The organism is Winogradskyella echinorum, assembly GCF_014297365.1.
In the GTDB taxonomy this organism is placed as follows: Bacteria; Bacteroidota; Bacteroidia; order Flavobacteriales; family Flavobacteriaceae; genus Winogradskyella; species Winogradskyella echinorum.
On record NZ_JACOQD010000001.1, the window covers coordinates 443,594 to 465,406 of the forward strand.

The window sequence follows — 21,813 nt, forward strand, 5'->3', positions numbered from 1 at the left end:
ATTTACAAGCAAACAAGTTCAAATCTCAACTTTATATACTTTTCAACTTTAAGGACTTGTTACTTATCCATATATTTGCTAAAAATTTTTAATGGCTAAAAAAGTAAATCCATATAAGGACAGTGATCAATCGAAAAAAGATCAGGTTACTAAAATGTTCGATACCATTTCTAAAGAATATGATGGCCTAAATCGGGTTATTTCTTTTGGTATAGATGTTAAATGGAGAAATAAGGTGGTAAAACTTGTTGGAGAAAAAAATCCCGCGAACATCTTAGATATCGCCACAGGGACAGGCGACTTAGCTATTAGTCTTACTTCTACAAGCGCTAAAGAAATCATTGGATTAGATATAAGCGATGGTATGCTAGAAGTTGGAAGACAAAAAATTAATAATAAAAATTTAGATGGTATAATCTCAATGGTGATTGGTGATTCTGAAGATTTACCTTTTGAGGATAATACTTTTGATGCTATTACAGTTGCCTTTGGAGTACGAAATTTTGAAAATTTAGAAAAAGGCCTTTCTGAAATCTTAAGAGTACTAAAGCCAAATGGTATTTTTGTAATATTAGAAACCTCTGTACCAACAAATCCAATATATAAATTTGGTTATAAAACCTATTCAAAATTTATTCTACCAACTATAGGCAAACTCTTCTCTAAAGATAGAGTTGCATACAAATACTTGAGTGAATCTGCTTCTGTTTTTCCTTATGGTGAAGCTTTAAACAATATTTTAAGAAAAATTGGGTTTATTAATGTCGTAGATAAGCCGCAAACTATGGGAGTGGCAACAATTTATACTGCATCTAAAGCATAATATGAAACGATTACTATTCATTTTAGCATTTTCATTAGCATTTCAAAATGCTACTGCTCAACTATTTACTAAAGAAAAGGTAGCAAATAATCCAGACCCTAAAGACGAACAGTTTTTGTCTTGGGGCTATTTTATTGGTTTTAACCAATATGATTTTAAGTTTAATTATGAAGAGGATTTAAAAGATATTCTTGTTGATAATACCTTTGGATTTCATTTAGGGTTGGTCGGAGATATGCGAATTAATAATTTTCTTAATCTAAGATTTGAACCTGGTGTATTTTTTACAACAAGAAATTTACAATATGACGAAAGCTACTTTAATGGCATGGAGTTTAACGATTCTGATTTACTGAGAGAAGTTAAATCTACATATGTGCACTTACCATTATTATTAAAAGCATCTACAAAAAGAATTAATAATTTTAAGCCTTTTATTGTTGGTGGAGTTTCGGTTGCTTTAAACCTTTCTAGTAATGAAAACAACCCAGATGATAATAGTGCTGGGCAGTTTAGAATGAGAAAAAACACCTATTTCTACGAACTCGGTTTTGGTATAGATTTTTACTTACTACATTTTAAATTCACACCTTCAATCCGTGGCGTTTTTGCTATTAACGACGAAATCGTTAGAGATTCTGATCCAAATAGTCCATGGACTGGTAATATTGCCAAAATGCAAACTCGTGGAGTTTTTATTAACTTTACTTTTCAGTAATAGTTCTTCTACTAAATTCGCTTAAAATTATTGCAGTGGCATTGGCAACATTAAGACTTTCTGTAGTTTTATTGTCTCCAAATTGAGGTATTGTTATTTGTCGACTAACTTTAGATTTTATACTATCTGAAATACCGTTAGCTTCGTTACCCAATATAATAATTCCTTCTTTTGGCAGCTGAGCTTTATAAATATTTTCACCGTCCATAAACGTGCCAAAGACATCCATTTTATTAGACTCTAAATAACTTTCTAAATCTAAATACGTCACATTAATACGTGCTAGAGAACCCATTGTAGCTTGTACAACTTTTGAGTTATAACAATCTACAGTATTAGAACTACAAACTAAGTCTTTAACACCATACCAATCGCAAAGACGTATTATTGTCCCTAAATTTCCAGGGTCGCTAATAGCATCTAATGCCACAATTAAACCTTCATTTTTTGGTAGAGCTGGTGCAGGAATTTTAAAAATTGCTAATGCTGTATTAGGACTTTTAAGAGCTGAAATTTTTTTAAGTTCTGCCTCAGATATTTCAATAATTTGGTCAACGGAAGCTTCAAAAATTAAATTGGTGGTAAACAATTTGTCTAGTTTAAAATCTGAATTTAAAAATTCATTTATACCTTTTATACCTTCAACTATAAATAAACCTAATTGTTGTCTATTCTTTTTTAGGCCTAAACTTTTAATTAACTTTATTTGGTTCTTTGATAACATTAAAATGTCTTTACATTTGTTTAAGAATTACAAAGTAAGCCTTTTTACCTTTATTATCAGTCAATTTTATTTGAGTGTATTCATATATAGACATAAATGGTATTATTTTTGTTTTATAAAACATTATCAAAAAAAACGAGAGAACTTTTGAGTTTGCCATATCGCATTTCATTATTAAACAAAAACTACAAATCACTTTGCTACATTTTTAGTGTAGCATTGTTTGTGTTATCTCTTAGTTCTTGTAATGTCGTAAAACGCGTCAAAGAAGGTGAACATCTTATTACAAAAAACACCATTGTTGAAGATGATAAAGTAAATAACAATGAACGTATTAACAATATTATAATACAAAAGACCAATTCTGGGATGCGTGGCTTTTTATCATTTCCTTTAAGACTTCACATATATAATTGGGCAGAACCAAATATAGACTCCATTATCAAAGCCGATGTATTAAGTGATTCGTTAAAGGTAAAACGTAGAATTGCTTTATTGTCTAAAAAACAATTTGATTTAGCCGTAGAGTCTAGACGAAAAAGGAATAGTTGGCTTAAACGTACAGGTGAAGCTCCAACTATTTTTAATGAAGAAAAAACAGTTAAAACAGTTAATAACTTAAGAAAATACTATTACAGTAAAGGTTGGTTTGATAATGAAGTGGAGTTTGAAGTAGAAAAGGATAGTAATAAACGTGCTCAGGTAACTTATAAAGTTACTAAAAACAAGGCTTACACACTAGATTCTATAACACCTATAATTGCTAGTGCAGCTATAGACTCACTTTACGACACCTTTAGTAAAGCGTCTTTGCTTAAAAAAGGAGAACAATACGATGAGCAAAATTATGAGAATGAACGCGATCGTATAACCACCTATTTACGAAATGCTGGTTTCTATTATTTTGGTCAAGAATACATTCGGTTTGTAACCGACACCATAGATACAAACAAAAAGGTGAACACAGAATTAATTATTGCTAATCGTACCGTAAGAGGTGAAGATTCAACGACTACAGAGCCTTTTAAAACCTATAAAATTAAAGATGTCAATATTTATACAGATGAAAGCTTTGATAATCAATTTAAAATCATCTCAGATACTACCATTTACAAAAACTACAACCTCTACAGTAAAGACAAATTAAAGTTTAGACCCAAGGCACTAACTGATGCTGTTTTTATTAACAAAGGTGACACATACAGTGATTTAGCTCGTAGTAGAACATCGCGTTACCTTAATGATTTGCAAATGTTTAGATTTCCGAGTATTGATTATATAGAAAACAAAGAAGACACTACATTAACGGCAAATATTTATTTAGAACCTGAGAAAAAATATGTTTTAAGTTTTGATCCAGAAATCAATCAAAGTAATATACAAACCATAGGTTTTTCATTCAGTACAGGTCTAAAAATTAGAAATGTTTTTAGAGGAGCTGAAACTTTAGAAATAACCGGTATTGCAGCAATTGGAGCATCAAAAAACAGAACAGATGACGCAACAGCCTTTTTTGACATTAATGAATTTGGAGGCAATGTTCGGTTAACAATACCTCGTTTATTTACGCCTTTTAACACAGATAAAATTATTCCAAAATACATGTCACCTAGTACAGCGATAAATTTAGCTGCTACAAGTCAGCAAAATATTGGACTAGATAAGCAGACTTTATCTGGTATTGTTAGTTACAATTGGTTTCCATCTCGAACAGTTACCAATAAGTTAGATCTTTTTAATATTCAATTTGTAAAAAACCTAAACACCAGTAACTATTTTGGTGTTTACACCAACTCTTTTAGTAGATTAAATTCTATCGCAAGAGACATTAATTATATTGCTGATGATGAAAGTTTAAGAGACGACAATCTCACAAATAGATTTTTACCGGCAGACACATTTATTGATGAAGTTTTAGCAGGTAATACTAGTTTAACCTCAAGCGATGATGATTTTGCAACTGTAAATAATATCGAAGAACGTAAAGAGCGATTAACCGAAAACAACCTTATATTCTCAACCAGTTTTGATTATAAGAAGGATAAGCGTCAAAATATATTTGACAATAATTTTTCAATTTTTAAGTGGCGTGTAGAATTAGCAGGTAATCTATTATCTAATCTCTCTAAAGTGATTGGGTCAGATAAAAATAGTGATGGCAACTATGAAGTTTTTGGTGTAGCATTTTCACAATACTTTAAAACCGAAATGGACTATATTAAGTATTTTGATTTAGGGAGGAGAAACGTATTTGCATTTAGAGCGTATACTGGTATCGCCATTCCTTATGGTAACTCTAACAGTATTCCTTTTGCTAAAAGTTTCTTTGCAGGTGGACCCAATGACAATAGAGCGTGGACAGCTTATAACTTAGGACCAGGAAGCTCTAATACCATTAATGAGTTTAATGAAGCTAACTTTAAAATTCATTTGAGTGCAGAACAACGTTTTAGTCTATTTGGTGATTTTAGAGGTGCTCTTTTTGTAGATGCTGGTAATATTTGGAATGTATTAGACAATGTCGAAGATGAAGCTGCTACGTTTACAGGTTTTAATTCTCTAAAAAATATTGCCGTAGGTTCTGGTTTTGGAATAAGATACGATTTCGATTTTTTTGTGTTACGTTTTGATACTGGCTTTAAAACCTACGACCCATCACAAAGCGAAGGCAATCGTTGGTTTAAAAATTATAACTTCAGAAATGCAGTTTATAATATTGGTATTAATTATCCTTTTTAATTAATATTTCCTCTCTTATAACTATATCGTTTTCGGTATTTTAAATGATATTTATCTTCTAAACCAACCCTCTTTATCTTCAAAATTATGTATTTTTGATAACTAATTTTCAACCATAAAACTATGAGTCATAATATTAAACCTGGTGTTGCTACAGGTAGAGAAGTTCAAGATATTTTTAAATTAGCTAAAGAGAAAGGCTTTGCCTTACCAGCTGTAAATGTTATTGGTTCTAACACTATAAATGGTGTTTTAGAAACCGCTAAAGCATTAAACGCACCTGTTATTATTCAATTTTCAAATGGTGGAGCACAATTTAATGCTGGCAAAGGATTAGGTAACGAAAATCAAATAGGAGCTATTAATGGTGCTATTGCTGGAGCAAAACATGTACACCAAATGGCTGAAGCTTATGGAGTGCCAGTAATTTTACATACAGATCATTGTGCTAAAAAATTATTGCCTTGGATTGATGGTTTATTAGATGCTAGTGAACAGCATTTTAAAGAAACTGGAAAGCCTCTATATAGTTCTCACATGATTGATTTATCTGAAGAACCAATCGAAGAAAACATAGAAATTTGTAAGACTTACCTAGAGCGTATGAGCAAAATGGGTATGACTTTAGAAATTGAGCTTGGTATTACAGGTGGTGAAGAAGATGGTGTAGATAACAGTGATGTTGATGCTTCTAAATTATATACACAACCAGAAGAAGTAGCTTATGCTTATGAAGAATTAAGCAAAGTAAGCGATCAATTTACAATTGCTGCAGCTTTTGGAAATGTTCATGGTGTTTATAGACCTGGTAATGTAAAATTAACACCAAAAATCTTAAAGAATTCTCAAGACTATATTTCTAAAAAATATGGTGTTGGCCACAATCATATCGATTTTGTATTCCATGGTGGATCTGGTTCTACGGTAGAAGAAATTAGAGAAGGTATTAGCTATGGTGTTATTAAAATGAATATTGATACAGATATGCAATATGCCTTTTTGAGTGGAGTTAGAGATTATGTACAGGAAAAAAAGGATTATTTACAAACTCAAATAGGAAATCCAGATGGAGAAGATGTGCCTAACAAAAAGTATTATGATCCTCGTGTTTGGTTACGTAAAGGAGAAGATGCCTTTGTTGAGAGACTTAAGAAAGCATTTGAAGATTTAAATAATGTAGATACGCTATAGTATCGCATCCTTATATAAAAAGTATAAAATCAACCCATTAGAACATTTTTTGTTCTAATGGGTTTTATTTTTAACGATACCTCTTAGGCTTTAAATGTAGATTTTTGAGTTTAAGATAGAATGTAGTAATTTTATATGTTATACATTTGCACTACAACTAACTAAAATATCGATTAAAAAGTTTACTAACTTTAATCGCGAATCCAAAAAAATATAATTTTATATGACAGCTTGGTTCAAAAGAAAAGATAAAGGTATTCAGACCTCAACTGAAGAAAAGAAAGATACTCCCAAAGGACTTTGGTATAAATCTCCTACAGGAAAAATTATAGACACTAAAGAACTTGAACAAAATTTTTATGTAAGTCCTGAAGATGGTTACCACGTAAGAATTGGAAGTAATGAGTATTTTCAAATTTTATTTGATGATAATAAATTTAAGGAATTAGATGCAAACCTAACTTCTAAAGATCCACTAAAATTTGTAGACACAAAAAAATATCCTGAGCGCCTAAAGGCAGCACAGGCAAAAACAAACCTTAAAGATGCAGTGCGCACTGCCGTTGGTAAATCTAATGGTAAAGATTTAGTTGTTGCATGTATGGATTTTAGTTTTATTGGTGGTTCTATGGGAAGTGTTGTTGGTGAGAAAATTGCTAGAGCCGCAGAATATGCTCTAAAAAAGAAAACACCATTTATGATTATTAGTAAATCTGGTGGTGCTCGTATGATGGAAGCAGCATTATCTTTAATGCAATTGGCAAAAACTTCTGTAAAATTAGCTCAATTAGCAGATGCTGGTATTCCTTATATTTCTTTATGTACAGATCCCACAACAGGAGGAACTACAGCATCATTTGCTATGTTAGGAGATATTAATATATCAGAACCAGGAGCATTAATAGGTTTTGCCGGTCCAAGAATTGTAAGAGATACTACTGGTAAGGAATTACCTGAAGGGTTTCAGACGTCTGAGTTTTTACTAGAACATGGGTTTTTAGATTTTATAACCCATCGTAAAGATTTAAAGAAAAAAGTGAATTTATATATTGATTTAATTACAAATCAACCATTAAGAGCATAAAAAAAAGCAAGACAACTTCGGTTACGCTCGCAAAGTAGCCGAAGTGCTCGCTTTTCTCCAATCAACCATAAACTAACAATTACTAATTGAGTGTAATTGTTATTTCTTGTCCGTTATTAAAGGTAAATGATGCTTGGTTATCGCAATCTCCCTCACCATAATCAAATACACCACCAAAGTTAGTGCGCTGTACATTAAAAGTTCCACTAACAAAATAGGTGCAAATTACTTCTCTACGTAATGGAGTTAATACCTCGTAAGTATGTGTATTGCCATTAACAAAAGTTGCAGTCCAATTTCCTGTTACTTCAAACACATTATCACTAAAAATACCTGAACCAAAACCTTCTACCCACTCTCTTATTCGAGTACCTTCTCTAGATGCTTGTACACCATTTGGCCAAATGACAGTAATACTTAAATCGTGAGTAAATTGTGGGTTTCCATTGACATTAGATAGTTCTTTAAGAATAGAACGACTAGCAATGATATTTTTAGCATCAAAATAAAAATCTACCAAATTATAATTAATCATAATCTGTTGCGCTTCAGGATCTCTTGTATAATCAAATACAATTTGACCTTTTAATAAGTGTCCATTAACTACACAACCATCTGTACCAAAATCTAAAGTGACTTGTCGGTAGCCTTGTTCAGCAACAACTGTTATCGTTACACAATCAGGTATGTCTTTAGAATAATCCACAGTGTTTGAATTGCCTTCTAATTTAGTACTTCTACCTGCAGTTAATTCTTGTTCTTCATAAGCATCGATAATAAGATCACCTAATACATTATCAATTTGGTCGATTTCAGCAGAACGCTGTACTTCTTGGGTATCTTCTAATTGGTTTTCTTGCTCAGTAGTTTCATCCTTACTACAAGATGTGAAAGTTAAACCTAAAACCACAAGGCCTAAAATTCCTTTTTTTAATAAATTGAAATTCTTCATGATTACTTTTTTTACTGTTAATATATTGTTAAGACCAACAGATTTACAAAAGGTTTAAAATCATGAAAAACAACTTATGCTTTCTTAAAGTATATTGAAAACTCAGTACCAACATCTACCTCGCTAGATATCAGAACTTTTCCGCCAATTGATTCAATATGGTTTCTGGTTATAAATAGACCTACACCTATAGAGTCTTCGTTATTGTGAAATGTCTTATACATCTGAAAAATTTTGTCACCAAATTTTTTCATATCAATCCCTAATCCATTATCCTTCACTTTAAAAACGACATAGTCACCTTCAATTTGTGAGGACAATTCTATTATAGGTGTTCTTTTTTCAGATTTATATTTAATAGCATTTGTTAAAAAGTTAAGCACAATACTATCTAAATAAGCAGGAATGGCCTTAACGCAATGGTTTTCATCAATTTCATTATAGATTGTAGCTTCCGCATTTTGAGCCATAGCAATAATATTATACATAGCTTTTTCAACAAAGTCGTATAAATTAAGAGATTCCATTTTAGAATCTTCAATCACTTTTATTTTGGCAACCTCAGTTAAATGCGAAACAGTTTCTTGAAGATTAACTATCGCCTTTTTTAAAAGTAAAAAGTAATCATTATTACTTATTTCAGAAAAATCATCTTCTAAGAAATCAGCTATTGCCGATAGATTACCCGAATGGGTTCTTAAATTGTGTGTTACTATATTTGCAAAGGCGTTTAACCTCTCATTTTGATCTTCTGCTACACTAAGCATGGCTTTTAACTTATCCTGATTTTTTTGCCTATTTGTAATATCGGAGAATTGCCAAATCATATGTGGTCTGCCTTCTTTAAAATAGACCAAGGAAACATATATTAAAACCCAAATTATGGAACCATCTTTATGAAAATACCGTTGTTTTACGCGGTATTTATCTATTTCACCTTGGATTAGCTTGTCATATTTTTTTTCATGCACACCAAGATCTTCAATATAGATAATGTTATTAATATCCATATTAAAGAGCTCCCATCTTGTGTAACCAAAAATGTCACAGACACTTTCATTTACTTTTAACCAATCACCATCTAAGTTTACAATTGCAATACCATTGTATGTATTATTAAAGATGCGTTCTAAGACATCGTTTGCATTAAAAAAATTTCGTTGAAGATTTGAGACTTTCATACATATAATTTAACAGGGTTAATTATTGAAAGCTACAGGTTAGTATGGGGATTAATTATTAAAACATTACAATTTTAATAATCTACCTCAAAAAGTTACAAAAAAAATCTCAAATCACAAAAAAAGACTATATTTGCCGCTCGAAAGAAAACCTTTCGTGTACATAAAAATCATTTACAATAATATTAGCATGTATTTAGATCAAAAAGAAAAAGAGGCCATCTTTAAAAAACATGGCAAAAGTGCAAAGGATACTGGTTCTGCAGAAGGACAGATTGCACTATTTACTTACAGAATTAACCACTTAACAGAACACTTAAAAAACAATCGTAAAGATTTTAATACTGAGCGTTCATTGGTGAAATTAGTTGGTAAGCGTAGAGCTTTATTAGACTATTTAACTAAGAAAGATATCTTAAGATATCGTGCCATAGTTAAAGAATTAGGATTAAGAAAATAACCTTAATAAAAAGACCACGCCTAACAGCGTGGTTTTTTGTTCTGTTCACTGAGCAAAGCCAAAGTGATAAATAACAACTCGATTTTGGACGAGTATAAAAACCAAAATTGAAATTAAGCATGAGATCCTAAAACAAGTATAGGACTAGCGGTTTTTCATTGGTCACACAACAACTACTACACACAACAACACAGCGACCATTGTTTAACAGTACTGATTATGCGTTGCATATCAGCACGAATTAAAAAAATTTATGATTCCAAAGACTTACAAAGAGGTCATTGACCTTGGTGATGGTAGAGAGATTTCTATCGAAACCGGAAAATTAGCAAAACAAGCGCATGGTAGCGTTGTTGTGCAATCTGGAAAATGTATGCTGTTATGTACAGTTGTTTCCAATTACAAACAAAGTCCAGTAGACTTTTTACCATTAACAGTAGATTACAGAGAGAAATTTGCTGCAGCAGGTCGTTATCCTGGCGGTTTCTTTAAAAGAGAGGCAAGACCAAGTGATGGTGAAGTATTAACAATGCGTTTAGTAGACAGAGTTTTACGTCCACTATTCCCAAAAGATTATCATTCTGAAACTCAGGTAATGATTCAATTAATGTCTCATGATGATAATGTTATGCCAGATGCTATGGCTGGTTTAGCTGCTTCTGCAGCCATTCAGTTATCAGATTTTCCTTTTGAATGCCCAATCTCAGAAGCAAGAGTTGGTCGTATTAATGGTGAATTTATCATTAACCCAACACTAGCACAATTAGAAGAATCTGATATCGATATGATGATTGGTGCTTCTGCTGATTCTGTAATGATGGTAGAAGGTGAGATGGACGAAATTTCTGAAGAAGAAATGGCTGAAGCTATTAAGTTTGCTCACGAAGCTATAAAAGTACAATGTGCTGCACAAGTAAGATTGGCTGAAGCATTTGGAAAGAAAGAAACGCGCGAATATGAGCCAGAAAGAGCAGATGAAGATTTAGCAAAGAAGGTTCATGATATGGCTTATGATAAAGTGTATGCAATTGCAAGAGCTGGATCTGCTAAACATGAAAGAAGTAATGCCTTCTCTGAAATTAAAGAAGAAATTATTGCAACGTTTTCTGAAGAAGAACAAGAAGAATTCGGAGATTTAATTTCAAAATATTATTACAAAGCTGAAAAAGCTGCTATTCGCGATTTAACCTTAAATGAAGGGTTACGATTAGATGGTCGTAAGACTGATGAGATTAGACCAATTTGGTGTGAGGTAGATTATTTGCCATCTACACACGGTTCTTCTATCTTTACTCGTGGAGAAACACAAGCTTTAGCAACTGTAACTTTAGGAACATCTAGAGATGCTAACCAAATAGACATGCCTTCTCAAGAAGGTGAAGAACGTTTCTATTTACATTATAATTTCCCTCCATTTTCAACTGGTGAAGCTAGACCAATCCGCGGAACGTCTCGTAGAGAAGTAGGTCATGGTAATTTAGCACAACGTGCTTTAAAAGGTATGGTACCAGATGATTGTCCTTATACAGTACGTGTTGTATCTGAAGTTTTAGAATCTAATGGTTCTTCTTCTATGGCAACTGTTTGTGCAGGTACAATGGCACTTATGGATGCTGGTGTACAACTAACAAAACCTGTTTCTGGTATTGCTATGGGATTAATCTCGGATGCAGATTCTGGAAAGTACGCTGTATTATCTGATATTTTAGGTGATGAAGATCACTTAGGAGATATGGATTTTAAAGTTACAGGTACTGCAGATGGTATTACAGCTTGCCAAATGGATATTAAAGTAAAAGGTCTTTCTTATGAAATTTTAGTAAATGCACTAAAACAAGCACGAGAAGGTCGTTTACATATCTTAGGAAAATTAACAGATACTATTGCTACTCCAAATGCAGATGTTAAAGAGCATGCGCCTACAATGGTGACAAGACGTATTCCTAATGAATTTATCGGAGCTTTAATTGGTCCTGGTGGAAAAGTAATACAAGAATTACAGAAAGAAACTGAAACTACTATTGTTATTAACGAAGATCCAGTTACCGAAGAAGGTATTGTAGAGGTTCTTGGTGTTGGCAAAAAAGGTATTGATGCTGTTTTAGCTAAAATAGATTCTTTATTATTTAAACCAGAAGTTGGAAGCATTTATGAAGTAAAAGTTATTAAAATGTTAGATTTTGGTGCCGTTGTAGAATATACAGAAGCACCTGGTAACGAAGTTCTTTTACACGTAAGTGAATTAGCTTGGGAACGTACTGAAAATGTAAGCGATGTTGTAAACATGGGAGATGTTTTTGATGTAAAATACTTTGGTATAGACAAACGTACTCGTAAAGAGAAAGTGTCTCGTAAAGCTATTTTACCAAAACCAGAAGGTTATGTAGAACGTCCACCAAGAGATAACAATCGTGGACGTGATAATAGAGGAAGAGATAATCGTGGACGTGATAACAGACGTGATGATCGTAAACCTAGAGAAAACAAAAGCGAAGATTAATTTTTTTAATCTTAAATTTAATAGAAAGCCTAACAAAATTGTTAGGCTTTTTTTTGTTTATAATTTATAAGAACACAAGTACTATAAAAAATTGTATAACAGCCTAGTTACAATTTTTGCAACATGTTTTTTCATTGCCTAAAAATTATCAATAACTGTTAAATAAAAATCAAAAAAAGTCTAAATTTAAAATGCTTACGTAAATCTAGTATCAATTAATTATTTAATCACAAATAGATTTATGAAATTAAAAAAAGCACCTTCAAATTCTTCTAAAATTAAAAATAGAACTAAAAAAATAACTAACAACATTAATCTTTTTTTAACCAGTAAAAGTAAAATTGAAAGTCCTTACAATAAAATTGTTTTATTCAGTTCCTTCTTACTTCTCATAATTGGTATTTATTTTCTTTCTGTATTTCATAATGATTTTGAACAATTCAGTACTAACAAGACAAGCACTAGTGTCGGTTATGCATTTATGATTATAGCTACTGGTTTACTAGCATTTAAAACGGCCTTTTTTCTATATAAAGCTTATAATTATTATAAATACAAACCTATAGCTTCCGTTACTGATAAAGAACTACCAACTTGTACTGTAATTGTACCAGCATACAACGAAGGAAAACAAGTTTGGGATACACTAATGAGTTTAGCAAACAGTAATTACCCAGCAGATAAATTACAAATCATATCTATTGATGACGGTAGTAAAGACAACACTTGGAATTGGATGCTTGATGCCAAAAACAAACTTGGTGAGCGCTTAGAAATTTACCAACAACCAGAAAACAAAGGTAAACGCCATGCCTTATATCGTGGTTTTAATTTAGGTAACGGAGATATTTATGTAACTGTGGATAGTGATTCTATCGTTACTGAAGATACTCTAAGAAACTTATTGAGTCCATTTATTAAAGATGACCAATGCGGTGCAGTTGCAGGTAATATTAGAGTTTTAAATAATAAAAAGGAAATGCTTCCTAAAATGTTAGATGTCAGCTTTGTAATGAGTTTTGAATTTGTTCGTTCTGCTGAAAGTAATCTAAATTCGGTTTTATGTACACCAGGTGCTCTTGCAGCCTATAGAAGTACAGCTGTACATGAATGTTTACCGCAATGGATTAATCAAACATTTATGGGACAACCTAGTGATATTGGAGAAGACAGAGCCATGACTAATATGATATTGAAACAAGGTAAACACGTTTTATTTCAAAAAAATGCAGTCGCCTATACTAATGTGCCAGATCAGTACTTAGGTTTATATAAAATGTTTATTCGTTGGGGGCGAAGTAATGTTAGAGAGAATCTAGAAATGGCGAAATATGTTTTTACCGATTTTAGAGATAAAGGCAAGTCAGGAACACGTATATTATTTATAAGCCAGTTCTTAAAGATATTAATGAGTTACCCTCTATTAATTTCTATGCTGTTTTTTGTTTTAGTACATCCACTACTCTTTTTAGGCTCTACATTGGTCAGTATTTTAATAGCGTCAACATTTTCTGTATTATTTTTTGCAAATCAATATAAAACCACAGAAGGTATTTGGGCCTATTCATATAGTATTTTATACACATTTGCTTTGTTTTGGATTACTCCTTATGCCATTGCTACCGCAAATAGAAGAGGTTGGTTAACACGTGAATTAACTGATAATAAGTAATTAAATATTTGGATTTTTCATAATTTTTTTGTAAGTTATTAACTATGATAACACAAGATAAAGACAAATACGCTGAAGAGTTAAATCATTCCATTTCTTACCTTCAAAATCTTGGATACGACAATATAAAAGCAGATATTGAAGGTTATGAAACACCTAAATCCTATATAAAAAAAGGCAGCAGAATTGAGGTAACTCCAGATATTGTAGCAGAAAAAGAAGGCAGAAAACACATTTTTGATTTAAGTTTAAAATCTCAAAAACCTAGATTGCTAAAATCTAAATGGTTGTTTCTAAATACATTGAGCCAAATTAAATCGTATAGATTTAGATTAATTACAACTCGAGGTCACTATAAATTCACTAATGAAATCATAGATGACATTAATTTAGATTCTGTTAAGCTATTAAAAATTTAATTTTTCAAGATTTTGTAACATTTCTAAACTTCTATACGTATAATAAAAGCAACACGTTGTTGTATTAGAAACATTGCTCAAATCAAAATTAAATGAGACAACTTAAAATTACCAAGCAGGTAACCAATAGAGAAACTGCTTCATTAGACAAATACCTACAAGAAATTGGTAAGGTAGATCTTATTACTGCTGACGAGGAAGTTGAATTGGCTCAACGTATAAAAGCCGGTGATCAACTAGCCTTAGAGAAATTAACAAAAGCGAACCTACGTTTTGTAGTTTCTGTAGCTAAACAATATCAAAACCAAGGATTAACATTACCAGATTTAATTAATGAAGGTAATTTAGGTTTAATTAAAGCAGCTCAGCGTTTTGATGAGACTCGTGGTTTTAAATTTATATCTTATGCTGTATGGTGGATTAGACAATCTATATTACAAGCATTAGCAGAACAATCTCGTATAGTGCGTTTACCACTAAATAAGATTGGATCTATTAATAAAATTAATAAGACTTTTGCCTTTTTAGAGCAAAGTCATGAGCGTCCACCTTCTGCAGAAGAAATTGCAAAAGAATTAGACATGACGATTAACGATGTTAAGGAGTCTATGAAAAATTCTGGTCGTCACGTAAGTATGGATGCTCCTTTAGTTGAAGGGGAAGATTCTAACTTATACGATGTACTTCGTAGTGGAGAATCACCAAATCCTGATAGAGATTTGTTACACGAATCTCTAAGAACTGAAATTGAGCGTGCATTAGAGACATTAACTCCACGTGAAGCAGATGTAATACGTTTATATTTTGGTCTAGGAAATCAACACCCTATGACCCTCGAAGAAATAGGAGAAACATTCGACTTAACACGTGAGCGTGTAAGACAAATTAAAGAAAAAGCTATTAGAAGGTTAAAACATACTTCTCGTAGTAAAATATTAAAGACATATTTAGGTTAGTTTTTTGTATATTTAACGACCAACCTAATAAAGGTAACAACAGTTACAAAACATAACTGTTCGTTTTTTGATTGATGAAAGAACCCACGGCTGATTACCGTGGGTTCACTTTTTTATATCTTCTATCCTCCTAAAGGAATAGAAACTTCTTTTTTTAATTACCTTTGCGCAAATTAAAACAACATCTTAAAATGGCTTCAAAATTAATTGCACCTTCAATGTTAGCTGCCGATTTCGGTAACCTTCAACGTGATACTGAAATGGTTAATAATAGTGATGCTGACTGGTTTCATATTGATGTTATGGATGGCCATTTTGTGCCAAATATATCATACGGCATGCCAGTTATTGCTGCCATTAAAAAACACGCAACTAAGCCATTAGATGTTCATTTAATGATTGAGAAGCCAGAACGTTATATTGAAGAATTTGCCAAAGTTGGAGCTGATATTATTACTGTACATTACGAATCAACTATTCATTTACATAGAACTTTAAGACAAATTAAAGATGCAGGTTGTAAAGCTGGTATTGTACTAAATATTACAACCCCATTAACTGTACTCGAAGATATTTTACCCGAGTGTTATATGGTTTTATTAATGTCTATAAACCCAGGATTTGGTGGCCAAAAATTTGAAGAAATTACTTATAAGCGTATTAAAAATCTTCGTAAAATGATTGATGAGCAAGGCTTAGACACGAGAATTGAAATTGATGGAGGTGTAACAGACAAAAATATTAAAGCTCTTGTTGAAGCTGGCGCTGATACATTTGTAGCCGGAAGTCATGTTTTTAAAAGTGAAGATCCAACTTCAACTATAAAAAATTTAAAAAATCTTGCTAATTCTTAAACTCTAAATTAATTAGATTTAGATCCATAACCATAATTATAACCATAATTATAACTATAGCCATAAGACTTACTTGCTCCAACGCTATTAACTACATAAGCCATATTTTTTAATTTACCAGACTCGGATAATTCCTTAGAGAATTTCAACAAGTTTTTCTCAGTATAGTTTGCTCGAGCTAAATATATAGTGGCATCTGCTAATTGAGATATTAACATTGTATCAGTTACTAAAATCGTTGGTGCGGTATCAACAACTATATAATCATATTCAGTTTTGGCTTCTTCAATTAACTTTTTGAAACGCCCATTAGTTAATAAATGTGCTGGGTTTGGAGGAATACTTCCAGATAATATGATATGATGATTAGGATGCTTATCAAACCCTCTTATTAAAGCATCTTTCCAATTATAATCTATATCATGTAAATAATTAGACAATCCAGGTTTATGCTTATCTTGGTGAATATGTGTATGTATTTGCGGGTTTCGTAAATCGGCTCCAATCAATAATACTTTCTTATTTATACTTGACAATGCTAAAGATAAATTAAGGCTTATATAGGTTTTACCTTCGCCTTTAATGGTTGAGGTGCAGTAAATTACTTTAGCTTTTCCGTCATCCTCTTTTGCAGGTAAAATATAATCAACGTTAGAACTCAAAATCCTAAATGATTCTGCTAAAGCTGTTCTATCATTAGGGTCTGAAAACATCGATTCGTTTCCTTTTTTAATATTTGGAATTTCACCAATAACAGGAATATTAGCATTCACACTTACAATATCTTCTTTGCTATGCAATTTGGTATCTAACATAAAAATGAGGTACAAAATTCCAAACGGAATTAGTAATCCTCCTAAAATTGCACCTGCATATACAATATTAGATTTTGGAGATATAGGTCCTGAACCGGAAATGGCAAAATCTACAACTTTAATTGATGGTTCTGTTATCGCCAAGTTTATCGAAGCTTCTTCTCTTTTTTGAAGCAATAATAAATATAAGCTTTCTTTAATATTCTGTTGACGTTCTATTGCTCTTAACAATCTATCTTTTTCTGGTATTTGAGCAACTTGTCCTACAAATTTTCTATTTCTAGATTCTAATTGCTTTTGCGAAATTTTAAGCTGTTGGTTATAAGAATTTAGTGACTGTTTGAGGTTTTTTCTTAAATCATTTATTTTAGATTCTACAACTAAAACAGTAGGATTATTTTCACCTGCACTACTTGCCAATTTATCCCTTTCTAATATGGCAGTATTATAAGCATTTATTAATCCATTAACACCACTATTATCTAAACCTATATTAGATGGCAACAGTCCATTACTAATATTATTATTTAAAGCTTCTTGTATGAGTTCTGCCAAAGCTATTTGCGTCTCAACCTGAAAAACTTCTTCGTCGGATTTAGTTCTTTGTTGAAGCCCTAGTTCAGCATCAGCTGCTAAATCAACAAGATTATTTTTTAGCTTAAAATCCTTTCTATCTATTTCTACTGAGTCTAACTCTTCTGCTAAAAAGACAAATCTTTCGTCGATGAACTTTATTGTTCTTTTAGATACTAATTGACGGTCGTTAATACCATCCTTATTAAAAACATCCATTAATTTATTCAATATCCATTCAGAGCGCTCTTTACTCTCTCCTTTAATAGTCATTTGTAATAAATCACTTTGTTCACCAATTGGTTCTACTTTTATTTTCGATCTTAATCCAAGAGCAGCAGATTTTAATGGTCCATATTTTATAATGAACTTTTTACCAATAATTCTATTTAAAGATTTATTGTTTTCAATTTTTATATTAAACGGTAAATTATGCTGACTGCTGTCACTTCCATTATTAGAAAGGCTAAAAGTTTTCTCAGTATTTCTATTAGTAATTTCGAAACTCTTCTCTTTAACAACTACGCTATAAGACATACCAGATGTGATACTGTCTGGGTGAATAATTTGCGTGTAATGAAACGGCAATTCTCCAATCTGAGCAGTTTGAATAGTACCTTCTTCGTAAAAATTAGTATTAAGCTTTAATTCTTTTGCTACTTTTTCTAGTATAAGATAGGACTTTAAAATTTCAATTTCATTTTCTAGATTGATATTTACTCTTTTAAAAACAAAGGCAGATGTTGGTAATTCTAATCCTTCAGACTCATCCAAAATTTTCATTTTAGCTGAAGTTTCATAGATTCTTGGTGCAAATCTTAAATAAACATAAGCACTTATTAAGGCAATTATTAATGATAATAAAAACCAAGGCCAATACCTTAAAAACTTACTTACTTCTTGCTTTAAATCTAAACTATTTTCGTCCTCAAACGATTTAAAATTGTTAAAAGAATCATCCATATTACTTTGTCAATAAAATCGTTAGAGTTAATGCAAAAGAAACAACACTGAGCACGGTACCAACATTACCGATATATCCTGATTGTTTTACTCTAGGGTCATTTTGATTTACTATAATATTATCGTTTGGCTTAATGTAATAGAATTCGCTATTCATAAAGTCCGTTGATGTTAGATCAATATGAGATATCTTGCGCACTCCATCTACATCTCTGGTAATTATAATATCATCCCTTTTTCCATTAATTGTTAAATCACCTGCATATCCCAATGCCTGTAATATGGTAATATTTTGTTCTGTAAAAGTGTATGTACCAGGTGAATTAACCTCACCTAAAATGGTTATTTTGGCGTTTAAAAGACGGGCATTAATTCTAGGATTTTTTAGATGTCCTCCATCAATTAATAAAGACTTAATCTTATTTTCAATTTCTTGAGTTGTAAGGTTAATGACTGAAATTTTTCCTAATATTGGATAATTAATATGACCTTCATTAGATACTAAATATCCATTTAGTTGCATTAATTCCACAGAATTCCCGCCTGCTTGACCCTGATTACCAGAATTGTATGCAATAGCTGCTTCTGGAATTAAACTCTCAACTGTGATTTTTAAAATATCGTTAGGTTGTATTTTCACCTCTTGATAAGTAATATCTGATGTGTTATTTGTACCAGCATCCTGTAAATACAATATGTCTTTTCTAGAAGCACAAGATGATACAATAATTAACATCAATATTACTAAAACCCTAACTTTCATATTTTTAATTATTATTTGGACGGCAAATATAAAGCATTTAAAGTTATCTTAAAATAATACTTTAATCGTCTATTCCACAGATAACTGAGCCTAATTATTACTTTTCTTTAGCCTTTTTTTAATTAGGAAAGGTAAATAATACAATACTGCACCATACACAAATAACAATCCTATCTGTGTGTTTAAGTTTAAATGGAGCATATTGAAAGCAATAATTATTATTATAAAATTTATTAGAACAATCGCCAATGTGGTTTGTAAGTGCGTATAACCATATAGTATAAAACGATGATGCACATGATTTCTATCCGCTTCAAAAGGGCTTTTTCTTAATATAAAAATTCGAATAAAAAATATTCTACATGTGTCCATTAAAGGATAAAATAACATGGCAATGGCCAAAGCAGGAGATGCCCTAAAATATTGAGAATCGGTATTTAGCTGAGATTGCGAAATAAAGCTAATAGTAAAAAATGCTAAAAGAAAACCAACAATCATAGAACCTGTATCACCCATAAAAATTTTCTTTCCAGATGAAAAATTATAACGTAAAAAGGCTAACAAAGCACCTATTAGCGCTACGGAAATTGTAGCCAGACTTAGAGCTCCAGATTTATAAAAAAGCACGCTAAAAACAGCACTTATTAATAGAGCTATACTACCCGCTAATCCATCTACTCCGTCAATTAAATTGTATGCGTTAATGATTAAAATGTAAACAAATAATGTAAAAAATATAGACACCCAATAAGGTAACATATCCACGTCTAAGATTTTAGAAAACCCAATAATTCTAGTATCAGTAAAAACAATTAACAACAAGGCCGCTAATAATTGTCCAATAAATTTTTTTCTAGGTGAAAGTATCGTTAAATCATCTTTTAAACCCAAAAAAAACAATATTGTTAATGCACCCATTACAAGTAATAATACTTTAGTATTAAGCATTGCACCAACAATAGTCAATACCACTACGATACTAAAAAATATACCAATACCTCCTAAGGTAGGTGTTTTATTAGAATGCATACTTCGACTGTCTGGCTCATCCATCAAATGTTTCTCCTTTGCTACATACAAAATAGTAGGAAACGTTTGATAAGCTATGATGAATGCCAATATAAAAGCAGAAACCAACCATACAAATGGTCTATTTTCAGGATTAAAATTTTCAAGTAATATTTCAATCATACATGCAATGATATAAAGTTATTATATCTAAAATACCTTACGAAAGATACAAATTAAAAAGCTAGTATCTTTTACTTAAAGCCTATTTAGATAACTATTCTTATTAAATTCTACTATTAATCATTTAATAACATAGTCGTTAAACTATCTACAATCCTCAAAGCTGTATTTCCATCCCATAACGGAATATCTTGCCCTTTTTTCCAATTTCCCTCAAACAATTTATTTAAGTACTGTTTTAAATTCTTTGGGTTTGTACCTACCAACTCATTAGTTCCTAAAGTAATGGTCTCTGGCCGTTCTGTATTATCTCTTAAGGTTAAACATGGTACTCGCATTACTGAAGCTTCTTCTGTAATTCCACCAGAATCAGTAATAACAGCCTTAGCTCTTTCAACTAAAAAATTAAATTCTAAATAGCTTAAGGGTTCTACCATATGCAATCGTGGGTGACTAACATTAAGACGTTCTAATATTTTAGCGGTCCTCGGGTGTACTGGAAATATTAACGGTAAATCTTGGGTGTTGGCAATAATTTCGTCAATCATATCTTTCAATTGAGACTCTTCATCAACATTTGCAGGTCTATGAAGTGTCATAACAATATAATTCTTATTACTTAGCCCTAAATCGTCCCATACTTTAGGCTGTTTAAAGTTTGGACGTTGTTTAAGCAACGTATCTATCATTGTATTACCAACAAAAAATACCTGATTATCTTTTACGCCACTTTCTTTCAAAGTTTTATTTGCTGTTTCCGACGTTGTAAAAAAGTAATTAGTAATACTATCGGTTACTAATCTGTTTATTTCTTCTGGCATTGACCAATCATCGGAACGTATACCTCCTTCTACATGAGCAACTTTAGTATGCAATTTTTGAGCTACCAAAGCACAAGCCATTGTAGATGTAACATCACCAACAACCAACACTAAATTAGCAGGATTAGCCATCAATTCTTTTTCAAAACTAATCATAATCGCAGCCGTTTGTTCCGCTTGGGTTCCTCCACTACATTCTAAGTTTACGTGTGGTTTAGGAATTTCTAATTGCTCAAAAAAACTTCCAGACATATTTTTATCATAATGCTGACCAGTATGAACTAATCGATAGTCGATATCAATATTGTCTTGTTTTGCTTTTTGAATGGCATGAATAATTGGTGCAATCTTCATAAAATTTGGACGTGCACCTGCAATTATTGTGATTTTATACATATAGTTTTTAATTGAAAA

18 protein-coding genes are annotated in these 21,813 nt (G+C 31.6%); 11 read left to right on the forward strand and 7 right to left on the reverse strand.

What is annotated here, in order from left to right; genetic code table 11:
* Positions 1–91 precede the first annotated feature (91 nt).
* Together ubiE and porT are read left to right on the forward strand one after the other, a co-directional pair.
* Positions 92–823, forward strand: a complete 732-nt coding sequence (gene ubiE / locus H8K90_RS02010; protein ID WP_186844270.1) for a bifunctional demethylmenaquinone methyltransferase/2-methoxy-6-polyprenyl-1,4-benzoquinol methylase UbiE — start codon at positions 92–94, stop codon at positions 821–823.
* A 1-nt stretch (position 824) separates the two neighbouring features.
* Positions 825–1,541 carry a type IX secretion/gliding motility protein PorT/SprT gene (gene porT / locus H8K90_RS02015; protein ID WP_186844271.1) on the forward strand — a complete coding sequence of 239 codons (717 nt, stop codon included), beginning with the start codon at positions 825–827 and terminating at the stop codon, positions 1,539–1,541.
* Here porT and H8K90_RS02020 read toward each other — a convergent pair.
* Positions 1,528–2,265 carry a TrmH family RNA methyltransferase gene (locus tag H8K90_RS02020; RefSeq protein WP_186844272.1) on the reverse strand — a complete coding sequence of 246 codons (738 nt, stop codon included), beginning with the start codon at positions 2,263–2,265 and terminating at the stop codon, positions 1,528–1,530. The genes porT and H8K90_RS02020 overlap by 14 nt on opposite strands.
* Positions 2,266–2,412: 147 nt before the next feature.
* Between H8K90_RS02020 and tamL the strand changes: the two genes are divergently transcribed.
* The 3 genes from tamL to accD all read left to right on the forward strand — a co-directional run bounded on the left by tamL (position 2,413) and on the right by accD (position 7,279).
* The gene (gene tamL / locus H8K90_RS02025; protein WP_246457482.1) at positions 2,413–5,004 is read left to right on the forward strand and encodes a translocation and assembly module lipoprotein TamL; all 2,592 of its coding nucleotides are present in this window, start codon (positions 2,413–2,415) and stop codon (positions 5,002–5,004) included.
* A 123-nt stretch (positions 5,005–5,127) separates the two neighbouring features.
* Positions 5,128–6,195 carry a class II fructose-bisphosphate aldolase gene (fbaA, locus tag H8K90_RS02030; RefSeq protein WP_186844274.1) on the forward strand — a complete coding sequence of 356 codons (1,068 nt, stop codon included), beginning with the start codon at positions 5,128–5,130 and terminating at the stop codon, positions 6,193–6,195.
* 223 nt (positions 6,196–6,418) lie between these two features.
* On the forward strand, positions 6,419–7,279 hold the full coding sequence (gene accD / locus H8K90_RS02035) for an acetyl-CoA carboxylase, carboxyltransferase subunit beta (RefSeq protein WP_186844275.1): 861 nt from the start codon (positions 6,419–6,421) through the stop codon (positions 7,277–7,279).
* An 82-nt stretch (positions 7,280–7,361) separates the two neighbouring features.
* Here accD and H8K90_RS02040 read toward each other — a convergent pair whose 3' ends face one another.
* Together H8K90_RS02040 and H8K90_RS02045 are read right to left on the reverse strand one after the other, a co-directional pair.
* Positions 7,362–8,231, reverse strand: coding sequence for a hypothetical protein (locus H8K90_RS02040; protein WP_186844276.1), 870 nt, complete (start codon positions 8,229–8,231; stop codon positions 7,362–7,364).
* A gap of 74 nt (positions 8,232–8,305) precedes the next feature.
* Complete coding sequence (locus tag H8K90_RS02045; protein ID WP_186844277.1) at positions 8,306–9,412, reverse strand: sensor histidine kinase; 1,107 nt, start codon at positions 9,410–9,412, stop codon at positions 8,306–8,308.
* Positions 9,413–9,602: 190 nt separating this feature from the next.
* Between H8K90_RS02045 and rpsO the strand changes: the two genes are divergently transcribed.
* The 6 genes from rpsO to rpe all read left to right on the forward strand — a co-directional run bounded on the left by rpsO (position 9,603) and on the right by rpe (position 16,273).
* A complete protein-coding gene (gene rpsO / locus H8K90_RS02050) occupies positions 9,603–9,872 on the forward strand; it encodes a 30S ribosomal protein S15 (RefSeq protein ID WP_169674765.1) in 270 nt (89 codons plus the stop codon).
* A gap of 253 nt (positions 9,873–10,125) precedes the next feature.
* Positions 10,126–12,372: a polyribonucleotide nucleotidyltransferase gene (locus H8K90_RS02055; RefSeq protein WP_186844278.1), complete on the forward strand. Its 2,247-nt coding sequence runs from the start codon at positions 10,126–10,128 to the stop codon at positions 12,370–12,372.
* 241 nt (positions 12,373–12,613) lie between these two features.
* A complete protein-coding gene (locus H8K90_RS02060; protein ID WP_186844279.1) occupies positions 12,614–14,044 on the forward strand; it encodes a glycosyltransferase in 1,431 nt (476 codons plus the stop codon).
* 44 nt (positions 14,045–14,088) lie between these two features.
* The gene (locus H8K90_RS02065; RefSeq protein WP_186844280.1) at positions 14,089–14,463 is read left to right on the forward strand and encodes a hypothetical protein; all 375 of its coding nucleotides are present in this window, start codon (positions 14,089–14,091) and stop codon (positions 14,461–14,463) included.
* Between the two features lie 92 nt (positions 14,464–14,555).
* Positions 14,556–15,419: a sigma-70 family RNA polymerase sigma factor gene (locus H8K90_RS02070; RefSeq protein WP_026755111.1), complete on the forward strand. Its 864-nt coding sequence runs from the start codon at positions 14,556–14,558 to the stop codon at positions 15,417–15,419.
* A gap of 191 nt (positions 15,420–15,610) precedes the next feature.
* A complete protein-coding gene (gene rpe, locus H8K90_RS02075; protein WP_186844281.1) occupies positions 15,611–16,273 on the forward strand; it encodes a ribulose-phosphate 3-epimerase in 663 nt (220 codons plus the stop codon).
* A gap of 8 nt (positions 16,274–16,281) precedes the next feature.
* On the opposite strand, the gene H8K90_RS02080 is transcribed toward rpe, so the two are convergent.
* From H8K90_RS02080 to wecB, 4 genes are all read right to left on the reverse strand, one after another.
* Positions 16,282–18,624 carry a GumC family protein gene (locus H8K90_RS02080; RefSeq protein WP_186844282.1) on the reverse strand — a complete coding sequence of 781 codons (2,343 nt, stop codon included), beginning with the start codon at positions 18,622–18,624 and terminating at the stop codon, positions 16,282–16,284.
* 1 nt (position 18,625) lies between these two features.
* Complete coding sequence (locus tag H8K90_RS02085; RefSeq protein WP_186844283.1) at positions 18,626–19,387, reverse strand: polysaccharide biosynthesis/export family protein; 762 nt, start codon at positions 19,385–19,387, stop codon at positions 18,626–18,628.
* Positions 19,388–19,477: 90 nt separating this feature from the next.
* Positions 19,478–20,578: an MraY family glycosyltransferase gene (locus H8K90_RS02090; RefSeq protein WP_186844284.1), complete on the reverse strand. Its 1,101-nt coding sequence runs from the start codon at positions 20,576–20,578 to the stop codon at positions 19,478–19,480.
* A gap of 116 nt (positions 20,579–20,694) precedes the next feature.
* On the reverse strand, positions 20,695–21,795 hold the full coding sequence (gene wecB, locus H8K90_RS02095; protein WP_186844285.1) for a non-hydrolyzing UDP-N-acetylglucosamine 2-epimerase: 1,101 nt from the start codon (positions 21,793–21,795) through the stop codon (positions 20,695–20,697).
* Positions 21,796–21,813: the final 18 nt, after the last annotated feature.

Coding starts and splice junctions, on each gene's coding strand:
- H8K90_RS02090 (WP_186844284.1), bottom strand. CDS start 20,578: ATGATTGAAATATTACTTGAAAATTTTAATCCTGAAAATAGACCATTT.
- H8K90_RS02065 (WP_186844280.1), top strand. CDS start 14,089: ATGATAACACAAGATAAAGACAAATACGCTGAAGAGTTAAATCATTCC.
- porT (WP_186844271.1), top strand. CDS start 825: ATGAAACGATTACTATTCATTTTAGCATTTTCATTAGCATTTCAAAAT.
- ubiE (WP_186844270.1), top strand. CDS start 92: ATGGCTAAAAAAGTAAATCCATATAAGGACAGTGATCAATCGAAAAAA.
- fbaA (WP_186844274.1), top strand. CDS start 5,128: ATGAGTCATAATATTAAACCTGGTGTTGCTACAGGTAGAGAAGTTCAA.
- H8K90_RS02070 (WP_026755111.1), top strand. CDS start 14,556: ATGAGACAACTTAAAATTACCAAGCAGGTAACCAATAGAGAAACTGCT.
- rpsO (WP_169674765.1), top strand. CDS start 9,603: ATGTATTTAGATCAAAAAGAAAAAGAGGCCATCTTTAAAAAACATGGC.
- accD (WP_186844275.1), top strand. CDS start 6,419: ATGACAGCTTGGTTCAAAAGAAAAGATAAAGGTATTCAGACCTCAACT.
- H8K90_RS02040 (WP_186844276.1), bottom strand. CDS start 8,231: ATGAAGAATTTCAATTTATTAAAAAAAGGAATTTTAGGCCTTGTGGTT.
- H8K90_RS02085 (WP_186844283.1), bottom strand. CDS start 19,387: ATGAAAGTTAGGGTTTTAGTAATATTGATGTTAATTATTGTATCATCT.
- rpe (WP_186844281.1), top strand. CDS start 15,611: ATGGCTTCAAAATTAATTGCACCTTCAATGTTAGCTGCCGATTTCGGT.
- H8K90_RS02045 (WP_186844277.1), bottom strand. CDS start 9,412: ATGAAAGTCTCAAATCTTCAACGAAATTTTTTTAATGCAAACGATGTC.
- H8K90_RS02060 (WP_186844279.1), top strand. CDS start 12,614: ATGAAATTAAAAAAAGCACCTTCAAATTCTTCTAAAATTAAAAATAGA.
- H8K90_RS02055 (WP_186844278.1), top strand. CDS start 10,126: ATGATTCCAAAGACTTACAAAGAGGTCATTGACCTTGGTGATGGTAGA.
- wecB (WP_186844285.1), bottom strand. CDS start 21,795: ATGTATAAAATCACAATAATTGCAGGTGCACGTCCAAATTTTATGAAG.
- H8K90_RS02020 (WP_186844272.1), bottom strand. CDS start 2,265: ATGTTATCAAAGAACCAAATAAAGTTAATTAAAAGTTTAGGCCTAAAA.
- H8K90_RS02080 (WP_186844282.1), bottom strand. CDS start 18,624: ATGGATGATTCTTTTAACAATTTTAAATCGTTTGAGGACGAAAATAGT.